Source organism: Pseudomonas sp. NFR16 (assembly GCF_900108875.1).
Taxonomy (GTDB): domain Bacteria; phylum Pseudomonadota; class Gammaproteobacteria; order Pseudomonadales; family Pseudomonadaceae; genus Aquipseudomonas.
In genome coordinates, this window is sequence record NZ_FNYJ01000001.1 from 1,860,183 (window position 1) to 1,875,996 (window position 15,814).

Annotated in this window: 17 protein-coding genes; all 17 read right to left on the reverse strand. The window is 61.3% G+C overall.

The window, feature by feature from the left end; translation table 11 throughout:
* Positions 1–576: 576 nt before the first annotated feature.
* Positions 577–1,716 carry a flagellar biosynthesis protein FlhB gene (gene flhB, locus BMZ10_RS08250; protein ID WP_093459614.1) on the reverse strand — a complete coding sequence of 380 codons (1,140 nt, stop codon included), beginning with the start codon at positions 1,714–1,716 and terminating at the stop codon, positions 577–579.
* A gap of 1 nt (position 1,717) precedes the next feature.
* Positions 1,718–2,503 (reverse strand): flagellar biosynthetic protein FliR, encoded by a 786-nt coding sequence (fliR, locus tag BMZ10_RS08255; protein WP_093459617.1) that lies wholly within the window; start codon positions 2,501–2,503, stop codon positions 1,718–1,720.
* 7 nt (positions 2,504–2,510) lie between these two features.
* Positions 2,511–2,780 (reverse strand): flagellar biosynthesis protein FliQ, encoded by a 270-nt coding sequence (fliQ, locus tag BMZ10_RS08260; RefSeq protein ID WP_093459619.1) that lies wholly within the window; start codon positions 2,778–2,780, stop codon positions 2,511–2,513.
* Between the two features lie 25 nt (positions 2,781–2,805).
* Positions 2,806–3,549, reverse strand: coding sequence for a flagellar type III secretion system pore protein FliP (gene fliP / locus BMZ10_RS08265; protein ID WP_093459621.1), 744 nt, complete (start codon positions 3,547–3,549; stop codon positions 2,806–2,808).
* The gene (gene fliO / locus BMZ10_RS08270; protein WP_371265953.1) at positions 3,549–4,037 is read right to left on the reverse strand and encodes a flagellar biosynthetic protein FliO; all 489 of its coding nucleotides are present in this window, start codon (positions 4,035–4,037) and stop codon (positions 3,549–3,551) included. The genes fliP and fliO overlap by 1 nt, the downstream gene beginning before the upstream one ends.
* 60 nt (positions 4,038–4,097) lie before the next feature.
* Entirely contained in the window at positions 4,098–4,562 is a 465-nt protein-coding gene (gene fliN, locus BMZ10_RS08275; protein ID WP_093459627.1) for a flagellar motor switch protein FliN, read from the reverse strand.
* A 61-nt stretch (positions 4,563–4,623) separates the two neighbouring features.
* Entirely contained in the window at positions 4,624–5,592 is a 969-nt protein-coding gene (fliM, locus tag BMZ10_RS08280; protein WP_093459629.1) for a flagellar motor switch protein FliM, read from the reverse strand.
* A 9-nt stretch (positions 5,593–5,601) separates the two neighbouring features.
* A complete protein-coding gene (fliL, locus tag BMZ10_RS08285; RefSeq protein WP_093459632.1) occupies positions 5,602–6,105 on the reverse strand; it encodes a flagellar basal body-associated protein FliL in 504 nt (167 codons plus the stop codon).
* Between the two features lie 209 nt (positions 6,106–6,314).
* Positions 6,315–7,736: a flagellar hook-length control protein FliK gene (locus tag BMZ10_RS08290; protein WP_093459635.1), complete on the reverse strand. Its 1,422-nt coding sequence runs from the start codon at positions 7,734–7,736 to the stop codon at positions 6,315–6,317.
* A gap of 78 nt (positions 7,737–7,814) precedes the next feature.
* Positions 7,815–8,213, reverse strand: a complete 399-nt coding sequence (locus BMZ10_RS08295; protein ID WP_256214404.1) for an Hpt domain-containing protein — start codon at positions 8,211–8,213, stop codon at positions 7,815–7,817.
* A 21-nt stretch (positions 8,214–8,234) separates the two neighbouring features.
* The gene (locus BMZ10_RS08300; protein WP_093459642.1) at positions 8,235–9,944 is read right to left on the reverse strand and encodes a fused response regulator/phosphatase; all 1,710 of its coding nucleotides are present in this window, start codon (positions 9,942–9,944) and stop codon (positions 8,235–8,237) included.
* Positions 9,944–10,246 (reverse strand): STAS domain-containing protein, encoded by a 303-nt coding sequence (locus BMZ10_RS08305; RefSeq protein WP_093459645.1) that lies wholly within the window; start codon positions 10,244–10,246, stop codon positions 9,944–9,946. The genes BMZ10_RS08300 and BMZ10_RS08305 overlap by 1 nt, the downstream gene beginning before the upstream one ends.
* 139 nt (positions 10,247–10,385) lie before the next feature.
* Positions 10,386–10,835, reverse strand: coding sequence for a flagellar export protein FliJ (gene fliJ / locus BMZ10_RS08310; RefSeq protein WP_093459648.1), 450 nt, complete (start codon positions 10,833–10,835; stop codon positions 10,386–10,388).
* Between the two features lie 6 nt (positions 10,836–10,841).
* On the reverse strand, positions 10,842–12,200 hold the full coding sequence (gene fliI, locus BMZ10_RS08315; protein ID WP_093459651.1) for a flagellar protein export ATPase FliI: 1,359 nt from the start codon (positions 12,198–12,200) through the stop codon (positions 10,842–10,844).
* A complete protein-coding gene (gene fliH / locus BMZ10_RS08320) occupies positions 12,190–13,005 on the reverse strand; it encodes a flagellar assembly protein FliH (RefSeq protein WP_093459654.1) in 816 nt (271 codons plus the stop codon). Before fliH ends, fliI begins: the two co-directional genes overlap by 11 nt.
* A gap of 15 nt (positions 13,006–13,020) precedes the next feature.
* Positions 13,021–14,040, reverse strand: a complete 1,020-nt coding sequence (gene fliG / locus BMZ10_RS08325) for a flagellar motor switch protein FliG (RefSeq protein ID WP_093459657.1) — start codon at positions 14,038–14,040, stop codon at positions 13,021–13,023.
* Entirely contained in the window at positions 14,033–15,811 is a 1,779-nt protein-coding gene (gene fliF, locus BMZ10_RS08330) for a flagellar basal-body MS-ring/collar protein FliF (protein ID WP_093459660.1), read from the reverse strand. Before fliF ends, fliG begins: the two co-directional genes overlap by 8 nt.
* Between the last annotated feature and the right edge of the window lie 3 nt (positions 15,812–15,814).

Below are 15,814 nucleotides of genomic sequence, written 5' to 3' on the forward strand. Positions count from 1 at the left end.
CAAGACCTGCGTTCAGCCTGCACCGAAGTCGCGTTTTATGGTGTTTGGACTACCGCGTAGAAGATCAAAGCAACGGCAAAAGCAGGAGCTCTTCCCGGCTGAAGCCGGTCCTACGGGGTGTCAGGTGCGTCAGTTGATCGTTCCCACGCTCCGCGTGGGAATGCATCCCTTGACGCTCCGCGTCACTTAGCCTGTGGGACGCAGAGCGTCCGGGGCGGCATTACCACGCGGAGCGTGGGAACGATCGTAATGTCCTGACGGCGCGCTCGCCGCATCCATGCTACCCGGCCCACTGCGCAAGACCTGCGTTCAGCCTGCACCGAAGTCGCGTTTTATGGTGTTTGGACTACCGCTTAGAAGATCAAAGCAACGGCAAAAGCAGGAGCTCTTCCCGGCTAAAGCCGGTGCTACGGGGTGCGCGGTGCGTCAGTTGATCGTTCCCACGCTCCGCGTGGGAATGCATCCCTCGACGCTCCGCGTCACTTAGCCCGTGGGACGCAGAGCGTCCGGGGCGGCATTACCACGCGGAGCGTGGGAACGATCGGAAGAAGGGCATCAGATTAGCGGAGATAAACCCTAAGAATCCCGTCTCAAATCCGGCGGAATCGGCAAATCTTCACGCAGCGGATCAGGCCGCTTGCCGCGCCCCTGACGGAACTGGCGAATCTGATAGACGTAGGCCAGCACCTGCGCCACCGCCAGGTACAACCCTGCCGGAATTTCTTGTTCCAGCTCGGTGCTGTAGTAGATCGAGCGCGCCAGCGCCGGCGACTCCAGCAGCAGGATCTGATGCTGGGCCGCTATCTCGCGGATCTTCAGCGCCAGGAAATCGCTGCCCTTGGCCAACAGCACCGGCGCCCCGCCCTTGTCCGCGTCGTATTTGAGTGCAACGGCATAGTGAGTCGGGTTGGTGATGATTACGTCGGCTTCCGGAATCGCCGACATCATCCGCCGCTGGGACATCTCGCGCTGCAGCTGGCGAATCCGCTGCTTGACCTCCGGCCGGCCTTCGTTGTCCTTGTGCTCGTCGCGCACTTCCTGCTTGGTCATCATCAGCTTGTTGCGTGCTTCCCACAGCTGCACCGGGACATCCACCGCTGCGATGATCAGCAGCCCGAACGACATCCACAGCGTGTTCCAGCCCACCAGTTGCAGGCTGTGGATGACCGCCATTTCCATGGGTTCGTGCGCGATGGCGAGCAGGTCGTTCTTGTCCTTCATCAACACCACGACCGCGACGATCAGCACGATGAAGAACTTGGCGAACGATTTGACCAGCTCGATGAGCGCCTTGGGCGAGAACATGCGTTTCAGACCGGCCGCCGGGTTCAGCCGACTGAACTTGGGCGCCAGCGAGCCCGCCGCGAACAGCCAGCCGCCCAGCGACACAGGCCCGACCAGGGCGGCGATGGTCAGCGCCACCAGCAGCGGCTGGATCGACCACAACGCCGCCTTGCCCGAAACCATCAGCATCAGCGTCATGCTGCGCTCGTCCATCAAGGTCTCGCGGGTGATGGTCAGGTTGTCGCGCATCAACTGCATCATCATCTCGGCCATCGAACCGCCGAATGCCAACAACCCGGCAGCACCGACCAGCATCACGACGACGGTGTTCAGTTCCTTGGAGCGGGCGATCTCGCCCTTCTCCCTGGCCTCACGTTTGCGTTTGTCCGTGGGGTCTTCTGTTTTGTCTTGACCGCTCTCGCTTTCAGCCATGTCAGCGCGCCTTGACCATGTCCCTGAGCAACTGCAAGGCGTCGACCGCCAGCGGTTGGTATTGAGTGAGAATGTCGCCGAGCGAGACCCACAGGACCCACATGCCCAGCACCAGCGTCAACGGAAAACCGATGGTGAAGATGTTCAGCTGCGGCGCCGCCCGGGTCATCACGCCCATCGCGATGTTGAGCACCAGCAACGCGGTGATCGCCGGCAGCACCAGAATCAGCGCCGCGCCGAGCACCCAGCCCAGGCGCAGCACCAGCTCCCAGAAATTGGCGAGCATCAGCCCCTCACCCACCGGCAGCGTGGTAAAGCTTTCGATCAGCACTTCGAACACCACCAGATGCCCGTTGGTGGAGAGAAACAGCAAGGTCACCAGCATCGTGAAGAACTGGCCGATCACCGCCACCGACACTCCGTTGATCGGGTCGATCATGGAGGCGAAGCTCATGCCCATCTGCACGGCGATGACCTGGCCGGCAATGACGAAGGCTTGAAAAAACAGCTGCAGCGACAGCCCGAACGCCGCGCCGATGATGATTTGCTCGGCGATCAGCAGCAACGCACTCAAGTCCAGCGCGTGAACCGGCGGCATCGGCGGCAGGCTGGGGGCGATCACGACGGTGATCGCCAGCGCCAGATAAAGACGCACACGGTTGGGGACCAGCGTAGTGCCGAAGATCGGCATGGTCATCAGCACCGCAGCGATCCGGAACAGCGGCAACATGAACGCCGCCACCCACGTGCTGATCTGCGTGTCGGTCAGCGCCAGCACAGGTTCCATTCGTGACTCAGCCGATGACTTGCGGAATGCTGGTGTACAGCGAAATGATGTATTCCATGAACGTGCGCACCAGCCACGGACCGATGACGATCAGGGTCACCAGCATCACCAGCAGACGCGGCAGGAAGCTCAAGGTCTGCTCGTTGATCTGCGTGGCCGCCTGAAACATCGACACGATCAGACCCACGATCAGACTGGGCACGACCAGAATGGCCACCATGGTGGTCGTCAACCACAACGCGCTGCGAAACAGATCGATTGCCACTTCCGGGGTCATGCTGCGCACTCCTCGTCAAACAGGTTCATACGCCACCGAAACTGCCGGCCAGCGTGCCGATGACCAACGCCCAGCCATCCACCAGCACGAACAGCATCAGTTTGAACGGCAGGGAAATGATCAGCGGCGAGAGCATCATCATACCCATGGCCATTAACACGCTGGCGACGATCAGGTCGATGATCAGGAACGGGATGAAAATCATGAAGCCGATCTGAAACGCAGTCTTGAGTTCGGACGTCACGAACGCCGGGACGATGATGGTCAGCGGCGCGGCATCGGGCGAAGCGATGTCAGTGCGCTTGGACAGGCGCATGAACAGCTCGAGGTCGCTGGACCGGGTCTGCGCCAGCATGAAGTCCTTGACCGGCACTTCCGCCTTGGCGACCGCATCCTGGGCCGTCAGTTTTTCGGCCAGATACGGTTGCAACGCGTCGGTGTTCACACGATCGAACACCGGCGCCATGATGAACAGCGTCAGAAACAGCGCCATGCCGGTCAGGATCTGGTTGGACGGCGTCTGTTGCAGGCCCAGCGCCTGACGCAGGATCGAAAACACGATGATGATGCGGGTGAAGCTGGTCATCAGCATGACGAACGCCGGAATGAAGCTCAGCGCCGTCATGATCAGCAGGATCTGCAGGCTGACCGAATACTCCTGCTGGCCGTTCGCGCCGGTACCCAACGTGATCGCCGGAATCGACAGCGGGTCGGCGCCGAACGCCAGCGGCGCTGCCAGCAACAACAGCAGCGTCAAAACAATGCGCATCAGTTCTTATCCTTCCGATCCGGGTTGCCGAAGCTGTCTTTACCCACGCGCTGCCCGCTCAGCCCTTTGTTGCCGAGCGCTTCCATCAACCGCCTGGCGAATTCCGGTGTGGCGTTCTGGCTCTCGGGCACTTCGACTGGCTCGTTCATGACGTGCAACGCCGTGATGCTGCCGGGCGATACACCCAGCAGCACTTGCTCGTTGCCGACCTGAACCAGCACCAGCCGATCGCGCGGACCCAGCGCCCGCGAGCCGACCAGTTCGATCACCTGATTACCCGCAGGGCCCGCGCGCTGAACCCGGCGCATGAGCCAGGCCAGCACGAAGATGAGGCCGATGATCAGCAGCAGACCCAGCACCAGTTGCAGCAACTGACCGCCGATGCCGCTGGTCAGCGCGCCGGCCACTTGCGGCGCGGCAGGCGCCGGAGTCGTCGCCGAGGCTGCAGCGGCAGGCGCCGCAGCGGGCGCTGCCGGATCGGCTGCCATCACCACCCAAGACATCGCCAGCAGCGGCAAGCCCGACAGCGTTCTCAGAAAACCGCTCATTCAGCGCAGCTTCTTGATGCGTTCACTCGGGCTGATCACGTCGGTCAGGCGGATGCCGAACTTCTCGTTCACCACAACCACTTCGCCGTGGGCGATCAGCGTGCCGTTGACCAGCACGTCCAGCGGCTCGCCCGCTAGACGGTCCAGCTCGATCACCGAGCCCTGGTTCAACTGCAGCAGGTTGCGAATGTTGATGTCGGTACTGCCCACTTCCATGGAAATCGACACCGGAATGTCGAGAATCACATCCAGGTTCGGGCCATCCAGCGAAACGGGAGCATTGTTTTTCGGCACGCTGCCGAACTCTTCCATCGCCATGCGATTGGTAGAGGAATGACCGGCATCGGCAGCCAGCAGTGCGTCGATGTCCGACTGACCACCCTCTCCGGCTTCGCCCAGCGCAGCCGCCCACTCATCGGCCAGGGCCTGATCGTCAGCGGAGTTCATATCGTTTTCATCAGCCATGGTTGTCCTCGGCGAGCATTGATTCGTTTACACAGCACATTCATTTGCTGACGACAAAGTGTCAGCGACGTTCTACCGGTTCGACCACTTGCAGGGCCAGATTGCCCTTGTGTGAACCGAGCTTGACCTTGAAGGACGGCACACCGTTGGCGCGCATGATCAGGTTTTCCGGCAGTTCCACCGGGATCACGTCACCGGGCTGCATGTGCAGGATGTCGCGCAGCTTGAGCTGACGACTGGCGACCGTGGCCCGCAAGGGCACCGAGACATCCAGTACGTCCTGCTTGAGCGCGTTGACCCAGCGTTCGTCCTGATCGTCGAGATCGGACTGGAAGCCGGCGTCGAGCATTTCGCGGACCGGTTCGATCATCGAGTACGGCATGGTCACGTGCAGGTCACCGCCACCGCCGTCCAGCTCGATGTGGAACGTCGACACGACGATCGCCTCGCTCGGGCCGACGATGTTGGCCATGGCCGGGTTCACTTCCGAGTTGATGTACTCGAAGTTCACTTCCATGATCGCCTGCCAGGCTTCTTTCAGGTCAATGAAGGCCTGATCGAGCACGATCCGCACCACGCGCAGTTCGGTCGGGGTGAATTCACGCCCTTCGATCTTGGCATGACGGCCGTCGCCACCGAAGAAGTTGTCCACCAGTTTGAACACCAGCTTGGCGTCCAGGATGAACAACGCGGTGCCGCGCAGCGGTTTGATCTTGACCAGGTTCAGACTGGTCGGCACGTAGAGCGAGTGCACGTATTCGCCAAACTTCATCACCTGCACCCCGCCCACCGCCACGTCGGCAGAACGACGCAGCAGGTTGAACATGCTGATGCGGGTATAGCGGGCGAAACGCTCGTTGATCATTTCCAGGGTCGGCATGCGTCCGCGGACGATGCGGTCCTGGCTGGTCAGGTCATAACTTTTGACGCTGCCCGGTTCGATGACGCTTTCGGTCTGCACCAGACCATCGTCCACGCCATGCAACAGCGCGTCGATTTCATCCTGGGACAGCAGGTCTTGCACGGCCATGTCGTGGTCCTACTGCAGTACGTAGTTAGTGAAGAGTACTTGTTCGATGACGCTCTTGTTCAGCTCTTTCTGGCCCACTTCCTGGACCACGGCAGCGGCTTTCTGGCGCAGCATCTCCATGCCCACCGGTGTGGCGATGGTATCGAACGGCTGACCGGAGAACATCATCACCAGGTTGTTGCGGATAACCGGCATGTGCACCTTCAGCGCTTCGAGATCAGCGTGATCGCGGGCCAGCAGCGTAATGCTGACCTGCATGTATCGCTGACGACCGTTGACGTTGTAGTTAACGACAAAGGGTGGCGTGAGAGGTTCGAAAATCGCTTCCTTCTTGACGTTGGCAGCCTCGGCGGCAACGGCAGGATCAGGCTTGCTCTCGGACTTGTGCATGATGAACCAGGTGGCACCGACCGACAGACCGATGGCCAGCAGCAAACCCACCACAACCAGAATGATGATCTTGAGCTTGCCTTTCTTTGCGGGGTCTTTAACTGCGTCGTCGCTCTTCGCCATGCCAATAATCCGTCACTATCCAAGGGGTTCAGTGTTGCGTGACAGAGCAGGAGCAAGGGTTGTGCCACAAGTGCAGCTGCAAGCTATAAGCTTCAAGCGACAAGTAAAAGCAGAAGCGGCGAGGCTGAAGAAATTGACATTCCCCAGACACCCGCCGCTTTTGATCTTGCCTTTACTTGCCGCTTACAGCTTGCAGCTTAAAGCTGCTCTTAAGCGTAATAATCGACCGCGCTGGAACCCACCACCGTCAACGGCGCATTCGCTGCTGCAGTCGCCGCGTCGACCGGCGCGCCGTCAGCGATCAGGTCGCTGCCGCCGTTTGCCCTGCCGGTGCCATTGCCGCGCTGATTGTCACCGCCCGATTGCTGTTGCGCCTGTTGCTGCATGTTGCGTGACTGGTCGGACACATTGACGTCAACCTGGCCCATGCCCTGCTGAACGAACGAATCACGCAGGCGCGACATCTGGCTTTCCAGCGCTTCGCGCACGCCGACATGGGCGCTCATGAACGTCACCTGAGTCTGCTGATCCGCCGCCATATTGACACGGATGTCCAGCCGTCCCAGCTCAGCCGGTTCGAGCTGGATATCAGCCTGCTTGAGGTTCTGGCTGGACAGGTACATCACGCGGTTGACGACACCTTCAGTCCAGCCGCCCTGATTCATCGCCAGCGGTTGATTGAGCAGAGGCGTGGCCGGTGCTGCACCGGTCTTCGCCTGCGCGGCTTGCGACAAGGCCGCCAGACGCTCAGCGAAATTGTCCACCCGCGTATCGGCGCTCGCACCCTTCACGTCTTTCAGTCCGTCAGCCAGCAAACCACTGAACGCCTTGTCACCACCGCCTTCCGTGGTGCTGTCGTCCACGGGTTTATCCCCCAGTGCTGACAGGTTATTGGCGAGCAGCTGCGAAGGATCGACATTGGGGTCTTGCTTGCCGGAGGTTTTGCCGGCATCCGCCGTCGCGCCTGTGGTTTTCGCCGCCTGCTGGGCTTTGTTTTCCAGCGCGACCTGAACGGCGGTCAGGCCTTCGAGCGGATCGGCCGAGGGGTCGAACTTCTCGTCGGTCGCATCAGTAGGTGCCTGCACAACTGGTGCTGCAATGACCGGCGCAGCATTGGCCAGCAGCGCCGGATCGACCACCGGCTGCTGTTCAGGCTGCTGCGCAACAGGCAGCTCAGGCTGGACAGGCGGCGTGACGACCAGACTCGGATCGAGCGTCGGGTCTGGCACTGCGGCGGCCACTGCGGCAGCGGCAGCGCCGTCGGCCGTGCTCGAGGTGTCATCCTCGTCGCTGTCGTCGCGGGTGTCTTTGTCGCTTCCGCTGTCGTTCTTGCCAGAGACTGCTTTGGCAGGCAAGCCTTTGCCGTTATCGGCAACGGTCTTGTCGGGGGCGGCAGACGAATTGCTGGCGGCGTGCTTGTTGTCCGCTGCCGAACTCTTGGCGCTGGAAGGCTTGGACGGGCTGTCATCGACGCCGTTCGCCTTGGGCGCAGCCTGCCTGGCGAACACGTCAGAGAAGCTGGAAGTGTTGTCCTTGACGGGGTCCGGCGCCTTCGCCGTGGTGGTGGCACTGGCTTTCTGGGCTTTGGCAGCCGTCAGAGCAGTCAGTAATGGGTTGTTGGCGAGGGCCATGTTGATCTCCGCAAGAGCACGATTGCACAGAGACAAAGCAAATGGCGGGCCAGTTTTGGAAAATCGGAAAAAGCCGGCTCAGTGGCCGGACAGGCAGGTGTGCAACTCTTGATCGAAAAATGCCCGCACGAGGCGAAATTCTTCTTCGATCGCTGCCACCATTCTCTGGACTTCGTCGTCACTGACCGGGACGGAAGCGCGACCGGCGTCTTCCAGCTCACGGCACAGTTCGGAGAGTCGCGTCGCACCCATGTTGCCGCTGCTGCCCTTGAAGCTGTGCGCCATCATGCCCAGCTGTCGAAGCGCCTCCCCCGACATTGGTCTCACACCTGGCGCGAGCATCAGACGGTTCAATTCCCCAATGCGCTCCTCGGAATCCTTGATGAACACTTCCAGCAGCCTGGGGTATTCGCCGTCCATCACCTCGCGCAGCGTACTCAGCGCGGCCACATCCACATGTTCAGTCAACTTGTTCACTCCTTGATCAAGAATCGCGGATTATGCCAGACCCTCCCAGGCGAATTCCACGCTGGCCGTGCGGCCTCCGTCGGTCCACTGACAGCGGTCACTGAGCTGTCTTACCAGGGACAGTCCGCGGCCTGACAACTGGTTCACCGCGGGCGGCAGTGACAGCACATGGCAGGCATCGAAACCGGCGCCGCTGTCCTGAACGCTGATGGTCAGGCGCCCGCCACTGCCCGCCGGAATCACCTGAAAAGCGATGCGAATGAAGCCGTCCTGCAATGCATCCAGTCGCTCGGCCCGCAGTGTGTAATAGAGGCCGAACCCTTCGGCGTCGCGCTTGAGCGCCGAATTCAGCCCCAACACGCCATGCTCCAGCGCATTGCTGTACAACTCGGAAAGCACAATATACAGCTCGCTGCTCTGCAAGCGCAGGCCATGAACTTCTTGCAGCAACTGCAGCAGATACGGCAGCGGGTTGAAGCGCTTGAGCGTCGAGGCACGAAACTCGAAGCTGGCGCCCCAGTCCAGCGGGCTGGAGTCGCCGCTGTCGGTGTAGATGACCGACGGCGGGCCGAGCAGATCCGGCTCGGTGTAAGCGACCTCGACCATGCTGACGTCGTCGCGGGCCTGCCCACGAAATCGCGCCAGCGCCCACTGAACCTCTTCGATGAGCAACGCCGGGTTGCGGTTGGTCACCAGCACATTCTGCAGACGCCGGGCGCCGAACAGCTCGCCGCTCTCATCGGTGCTGTCGACCACGCCGTCGGAAAGCAGAAACACCCGGTCGCCAGCACCAAAGGGATAAACCTGGGTGTTGTCGTCGAAACTGCCCGCGCTCAGCACGCCCAGCGGCACGTGAGTCGACACCAGAGGCGTGTGCGGCCGGCCGTCGCCGTGCAGCAGATAAGCGTCCGGCAACCCGCCATTCCAGACTTCCACCAGTTGCTGTTTGAAGTTCACGCAGATCAGCGCGGCGCAGCAGAACATGTCCACCGGCAGAATGCGCTTGAGCTTGGCGTTCATCTCACGCAGCGTTTCCGGCAGGCCATAACCTTTGGCAGTCATGCCGTAGAACACTTCGGCCAGCGGCATGGCGCCCACCGCGGCAGGCAGACCGTGTCCGGTGAAGTCGCCCAACAGCAGGTGCATGTTGCCCGACGGTGCCCAGGCGGCGAGCAACAGGTCACCGTTGAACAACGCATAAGGCGACTGCAGGTAACGGATATTCGGCGCGCTCAGGCAACCGGAGTGCGCGACCTGGTCGAACACGGCCTTGGCAACGCGTTGCTCGTTGAGCAGGTATTTGTGGTGGCGCGTGATCATGTCGCGCTGCTGCAGAACGGTCTCCTGCAGCAGGCGCAGGCGGTTCATCGCGTTGATCTTCGCCGCCAGCACGATCGGGTTGTACGGTTTGGCGACGAAGTCGTCGCCGCCGGCGTCGAGGCAACGGGCGAGGTCCTCGCCTTCGGTCAGCGAGGTCAGAAAGATGATCGGCACCAGCGACTCGCCGGCCAGCTCCTTGATCCGCCGCGCAGCTTCGAAGCCATCCATCACCGGCATCATGGCGTCCATCAGCACCAACTGCGGACGCCTGCGTTCGAACAGGCCGACGGCTTCGGCGCCATCACTGGCCGCGAGCACGTCATGGCCCTGCCGGCTGACGATCGCCGACAGCAGCATGCGGTCACTGGCGTTGTCGTCGGCGATCAGAACCGTCAGGCGTTCAGCCGCAGACAGCGCCATCAGCCGATGTTGAAAAGTTTGGAGAAGTTGGAAATCGCGAGGATTTTGACGACGTCGGGGTTGCAGTTTGCCAGCCGTACATCCGCCCGTTCGCCGCCAGCGTGGTCACGCAGCAGCAGGAGCATGCCCAGCGCCGAACTGTCCAGATAATTGGTTTCTTTCAGGTCGACCACGTACCGCTTCGCCTTGGTTTCTTTCTCATAGGCTCCGCGAAAATCCTGATGCGTCGAAAAATCGAAGCGTCCCTTGATCTTGATGGTCAGTTGCTGCTCGTCGGGGGAACGATCGGAGGTTACTGACATAGGCAAATCCCTTGTATGAAACAGCGTCGGACGCTTGAAGTTTTAGCACTGCTTGAGAGGCGCGGCAAATGGTTGGTGATTTGTGCGCAGATGAAAAGAGCGGCATGAGCGGTGCGGGCGCGCCCGGTCGATCGGTCAATCAGAACGCATCGTGCCTGGGCAGGCGCTGGGACAGCTCGTCCAGCAGTTTCTGCTCGCGCTTGTCTTCCAGCGCGCGGGCTTCGTCGATGTAGCGTTGCACCAGCTTGCGCAGTCCCTCAACGCGGGCGTAAGCCTTTTGCCATTCGCCGCGGGCCTTGTTCAGGTTGTTCTGATGCCAGTTCAGGCTCTGCCGCTGCTGCGCAACCGCCGTTTCCAGCTGATTGAGAAAGCGCTGGTAATTCATCAGCCACTGGCCCGACACGCCGTGAGCGCCTTTGTCGATCCATTGTTGCTGATAATCCGAGCGGAATTTCTCCAGCTCACCCAGTTTGGTTTCGGCAATTCGCACCTGACCCTGGAAATGCCCCAGACGCTGCACGGCGGTCTTTTCGGCCTTTTCGGCCATTTCCACCACCGGCGCCAGACGGGATGCGCGGCTCTGCGCCATGGGCTATCAACCCCCGCCCTGGGGATTGAAGATCTTCGCCAGCTGCTCTTCGCTGCTCTGCATGCTTTCGTTGTCGTGCAGACCCTGGCGCAAGTACTTCACCAGTTGCGGCTGCAAGTTGATGGCAAGGTCGGTCTCGCGATCACCGCCGGCCACATAAGCGCCAACACTGATCAGGTCGCGGCTCTGCTGATAGCGCGACCACAACTGCTTGAAATATTGCGCCTGAACCATGTGCTGCGGATCGACCACCGATGGCATGACCCGGCTGATCGAGGCTTCGATGTCGATGGCCGGGTAATGCCCCTCCTCCGCCAGCCGCCGGGAGAGCACGATGTGACCGTCGAGCACGCCCCGCGCCGAGTCGGCGATCGGGTCCTGCTGATCGTCGCCTTCGGACAGAACGGTATAAAACGCGGTGATCGAGCCACCACCTTTCTCGGCATTACCGGCGCGCTCGACCAGCTTGGGCAGCTTGGCGAACACTGAAGGCGGATAGCCCTTGGTCGCGGGCGGCTCGCCGATGGCCAGTGCGATCTCCCGCTGCGCCTGGGCGAAACGGGTCAGCGAATCCATCAACAGCAGGACATTCTTGCCCTTGTCACGAAAATATTCGGCTATTCGCGTGCAATACATGGCCGCGCGCAAACGCATCAGCGGGGCATCGTCGGCAGGCGACGCCACCACCACCGAGCGCTTGAGGCCTTCTTCGCCCAGGATGTGCTCGATGAACTCTTTCACCTCGCGGCCCCGTTCGCCGATCAGACCGACGACGATGATGTCGGCCTCGGTAAAGCGGGTCATCATGCCCAGCAGCACACTCTTACCCACACCGGTACCGGCGAACAGACCCAGACGCTGACCGCGCCCGACGGTCAGCAATCCGTTGATGCAACGAATGCCCACGTCCAGCGGCACGCTGATCGGATCGCGCTTGAGCGGGTTGATGGTCGGGCCGTCCAGCGGCACCCAGTCTTCGGCCTTCATGCCGCCCTTGCCGTCCAGCGGCCGACCCGCGCCGTCGAGGACGCGACCGAGCATGGTCATGCCCATGGGCAGACGGCCAGTGTCCGGCAACGGAACGACTCGCGCGCCAGGGGCGATGCCGGCGACGCTGCCCACTGGCATCAAGAACACTTTGCCGCCGGCAAAGCCCATGACTTCGGCTTCGACTTCCACCGGATGATGGCTGTCGTCGTTGATCACTACGCAGCGGCTGCCCATGGCGGCGCGCAGACCTTCAGCTTCAAGCGTCAGGCCCACCATGCGCAACAGCCTGCCCTCGACCACCGGCTGCACAGGCAGACGGATGGCGTCAGCGTACGTGCTCATACGCTTGCCGAAACTGGTGCGCTCAAGACGCATCGCTGGCTTCCGCCCTGCTCAGGCTCTGTTCTTCCGCGCTTTTGATCGCCGCTTCGAGGTCGACACTCACGTCGGGCATTGCCGGGTGCAGCGCCTGCTCGTGCAGTTGGTCGAACATTTTCGCAATCGCCACGCTCAAGCGCGTCTCGATGGACGCATCGATGCGGCTGTGCTCCGTCTCGACCCGGCAACCACCGGGCTGCAGGGTGTCGTCTTCGAGGATGCGCCAGTTCTCTTCATGACGCTCGCGCAGGGCTTTGACCTGGGCGAAATCCTGGGAATTGACCAGAATGCGCACGTTATTGGCGCCCATCGGCAGCAGCCGCAGGGCATCCTGCAGCACCTTGCCGATCTGGCCGGATTCGGTTTTCAGCTCACGCTGGATCACTTCGCGGGCCAGATGCTCGACCAGTTGAACCAGCGACTTCTCGATCTGCGCGTCCTGATCGGCGATGGGCTCGAACAGGTGACTCATCAGGGTTTCCAGACTCTCGAGCTTGGCCGCCAAAGCCGCGTCCGCCTCCTGACGCACTTTGAGCTGGGCGCTGTGAAAGCCGTCTTTCTCGCCAATGGCAAAGCCTTCGTTGTAAGCGTCCTGGCGGATGCTTTCCAACTCTTCCAGCGTCAGTGGCTGGACTTCCTCCAGCGGCACTTCTTCGCTTTCGGCCAGCTCCGGCTCTTCAACCGGCTCAGGCTCGGGTGCTTCCACATGAGGATCGAAGCTGGGCAGCGCCCAGACGTCCAGACTGCTGGCATCCTTGGCGCGGATGAGCTCGCTGGGTGCTGCTTTATCGGAGCTGAACATCGACTGCACCTGTTGTTAAATCATTTCCTCGCCACCTTTGCCGCCGAGAACGATTTCCCCGGCCTCCGCCATACGACGGGCAATGGTGAGGATTTCCTTCTGGGCCGCTTCCACGTCGCTGACGCGAACCGGACCCTTGGCTTCCAGGTCGTCGCGCAACAGTTCGGCAGCACGCTTGGACATGTTCTTGAAAATCTTTTCCTTGATCGCGTCGTCCGAGCCTTTCAATGCCAGTACCAGTACATCGGAGGAGACCTCACGCAACAAGGCCTGAATGCCACGGTCGTCGACGTCAGACAGGTTGTTGAAGACGAACATGAGGTCTTCGATCTGTGTCGACAGGTCTTCGTCCACTTCGCGGATGGAGTCCATGAGCTGGCCTTCGATCGAACTGTCGAGGAAGTTCATGATGTCCGCGGCACGCTTGATACCACCCAATGTCGTACGCGACGTGTTGGCATTGCCCGAGAACTGCTTCTCGAGGATCTGGTTCAATTCTTTCAGCGCCGCTGGCTGAACGGTGTTCAACGAGGAGACGCGCAGGATGATGTCCAGACGCACCTTGTGGTCGAAATGGCTCAGCACTTCACCGGCCTGGTCGGCGTCCAGATACGCGACGACGATGGCCTGGATCTGCGGGTGCTCGTAGCGGATGACGTCCGCGACGGCGCGCGGTTCCATCCACTTCAGGCTGTCCAGACCGCTGGTGTTGCCGCCCAGCAGAATGCGGTCGATCAGGCCGTTGGCCTTGTCCTCGCCCAGCGCCTGGGTCAGCATTTTGCGGATGTAGCCGTCCGAGCCGATGCCCACGCCGGTCTGATCGCCGACCACGTCGACGAACTCGCTCATCACCTGCTCCACCTGCTCGCGGTGCACATTGCGCATCTGCGCCATGGCCACACCGACGCGCTGAACCTCTTTAGGGCCCATGTGGCGCAGAACCTGGGCGGCGTCAGTCTCACCCAGGGTGAGCAGCAGGATCGCAGCCTTATCGACGCGGCTCAGTTTGACCGCAGCAGCACGACTATCACTCATCTGTGTTGATCCACTCTTTTACGACCTGAGCCACCCGAGCCGGGTCTTCAGCCACCAGGCTCTTGATTGCGTTGAGCTGCGCGTCATAACCCTCGCTCGGGCTAGGCAGCAGAATGCTTTGCGGACCGCCCAGACTCACGCGGTCGTTTGCCAGTTCGCCATCCAGACCCACCATGCCGCCCAGTTCGACGTCACCGTCGGCCATCTTGCTCTTCGGATTGGTGATGTTGTTCAGCACCGGACGCAGCACACCGAACACCAGCACCAGGATGAAGATCACACCCATGGCCTGCTTGAGAATGTCCCAGAACCAGGGTTGCGAGTAGAACGGAATATCCGGAATCACTTCACCACGGTCAGTCGAGAACGGCACGTTGATCACGCTGACGCTGTCACCGCGGCTGGCATCGAAGCCCACGGCGTCCTGCACCAGACGCGTAAAGCGCGCCAGCTGGTCGGCAGTCCACGGCACCATGGTGGTTTCACCGTTGGCCGGGTTGACCTTGACCTGATCGTCGACCACCACCGCTACCGACAGGCGATTGATCTTGCCCTGCTGTTGTTTGGTGTGGCTGATGGAACGGTCCAGCTCGAAGTTCTTGGTCGACTGGTTACGCTTGTCCGACGGATAAGGCGCAAGCATCGGCTGACCGGTGGCCGGGTCCATGATCTGCTGACCGTTGGCGTCCAGCAGCGGCTGACCTGGGGCGATCGGACCGGTTGCGCCAGCAGCACCGGCGGCAGCGTTCTGAGGCGCAGTGGCCGGGCCAGGCGGCTGGTTGCTCAGAGCACCCGGAACGCCTTGCGGACCGCTGCTGCTGGAGCGTTGTTCGTTGACGGTCTGCTCGCTGCGCAGTGCCGGCTGATCAGGGTTGAAGCTTTCGGCGGTGGATTCGACCGCGCTGAAATCGACGTCAGCCGAGACTTCAGCCTTGTAGCGGTCATTGCCCAGCACCGGTTGCAGGATGTTCTGTACACGCTGGGTCAGCATGGTTTCCATGCGACGGGTGTAATCGAATTGCTTGCCGGCCATGGTCAGTTCGGAGTTTTCCGCCTGATCGGACAGCAGATTGCCTTTCTGATCGACGACCGTGACCTGAGACTTGGTCAGCTCAGGAACACTGGTCGCCACCAGATTGACGATGGCGGCAACCTGACCTGGCTCAAGCGAGCGACCGGCGTACATTTCCACCAGCACCGAGGCGGTGGGCTTGCGGTCGTCACGCACGAACACCGAGCTTTTCGGGATCGCCAGGTGCACGCGAGCGGCCTTGATGTTGTTCAGGCTGGAAATGGTGCGCGCCAGTTCGCCTTCCAGACCACGGCGATAACGCGTGGCCTCCATGAACTGGCTGGTGCCCAGGCCCTGATCCTTGTCCAGGATCTCGAAGCCGACGTTGCCGTCGGTCTGCGCGATTCCAGCGCCGGCCAGCTTGATGCGGGCACGGGACAAGTCGTCGGACTTGACCAGCAGCGCGCCGGAGTTGGGCTCGACGGTGTAAGGAATGTCGGCCTGCGCCAGCGTATCCATCACCTGCTTGGTGTCCATGCCCGACAGGCTGCCATACAGCGGCTTGTAGTCCGGCTGTTGCGACCAGAGCACGACGGCAAAACCAATCGCCACGCTGGCGGCCAGACCGACCATGAGGCCGACCTGACGCAGCATGGTCATCTCGGAAAGATTTTGCAGGAACGCCAAACCGAACATCGGCGGTTTGCTTCCTGTCGCACCTGCCTTGGCAGGTACGTTATCGGCGACGGCTTCAGCCATGAC

Excerpts from the sequence above, each read along its gene's own strand:
- flhB (WP_093459614.1), bottom strand. The coding sequence starts at position 1,716 with ATGGCTGAAAGCGAGAGCGGTCAAGACAAAACAGAAGACCCCACGGAC.
- fliR (WP_093459617.1), bottom strand. The coding sequence starts at position 2,503 with ATGGAACCTGTGCTGGCGCTGACCGACACGCAGATCAGCACGTGGGTG.
- fliQ (WP_093459619.1), bottom strand. The coding sequence starts at position 2,780 with ATGACCCCGGAAGTGGCAATCGATCTGTTTCGCAGCGCGTTGTGGTTG.
- fliP (WP_093459621.1), bottom strand. The coding sequence starts at position 3,549 with ATGCGCATTGTTTTGACGCTGCTGTTGTTGCTGGCAGCGCCGCTGGCG.
- fliO (WP_371265953.1), bottom strand. The coding sequence starts at position 4,037 with ATGGCAGCCGATCCGGCAGCGCCCGCTGCGGCGCCTGCCGCTGCAGCC.
- fliN (WP_093459627.1), bottom strand. The coding sequence starts at position 4,562 with ATGGCTGATGAAAACGATATGAACTCCGCTGACGATCAGGCCCTGGCC.
- fliM (WP_093459629.1), bottom strand. The coding sequence starts at position 5,592 with ATGGCCGTGCAAGACCTGCTGTCCCAGGATGAAATCGACGCGCTGTTG.
- fliL (WP_093459632.1), bottom strand. The coding sequence starts at position 6,105 with ATGGCGAAGAGCGACGACGCAGTTAAAGACCCCGCAAAGAAAGGCAAG.
- BMZ10_RS08290 (WP_093459635.1), bottom strand. The coding sequence starts at position 7,736 with ATGGCCCTCGCCAACAACCCATTACTGACTGCTCTGACGGCTGCCAAA.
- BMZ10_RS08300 (WP_093459642.1), bottom strand. The coding sequence starts at position 9,944 with ATGGCGCTGTCTGCGGCTGAACGCCTGACGGTTCTGATCGCCGACGAC.
- BMZ10_RS08305 (WP_093459645.1), bottom strand. The coding sequence starts at position 10,246 with ATGTCAGTAACCTCCGATCGTTCCCCCGACGAGCAGCAACTGACCATC.
- fliJ (WP_093459648.1), bottom strand. The coding sequence starts at position 10,835 with ATGGCGCAGAGCCGCGCATCCCGTCTGGCGCCGGTGGTGGAAATGGCC.
- fliI (WP_093459651.1), bottom strand. The coding sequence starts at position 12,200 with ATGCGTCTTGAGCGCACCAGTTTCGGCAAGCGTATGAGCACGTACGCT.
- fliH (WP_093459654.1), bottom strand. The coding sequence starts at position 13,005 with ATGTTCAGCTCCGATAAAGCAGCACCCAGCGAGCTCATCCGCGCCAAG.
- fliG (WP_093459657.1), bottom strand. The coding sequence starts at position 14,040 with ATGAGTGATAGTCGTGCTGCTGCGGTCAAACTGAGCCGCGTCGATAAG.
- fliF (WP_093459660.1), bottom strand. The coding sequence starts at position 15,811 with ATGGCTGAAGCCGTCGCCGATAACGTACCTGCCAAGGCAGGTGCGACA.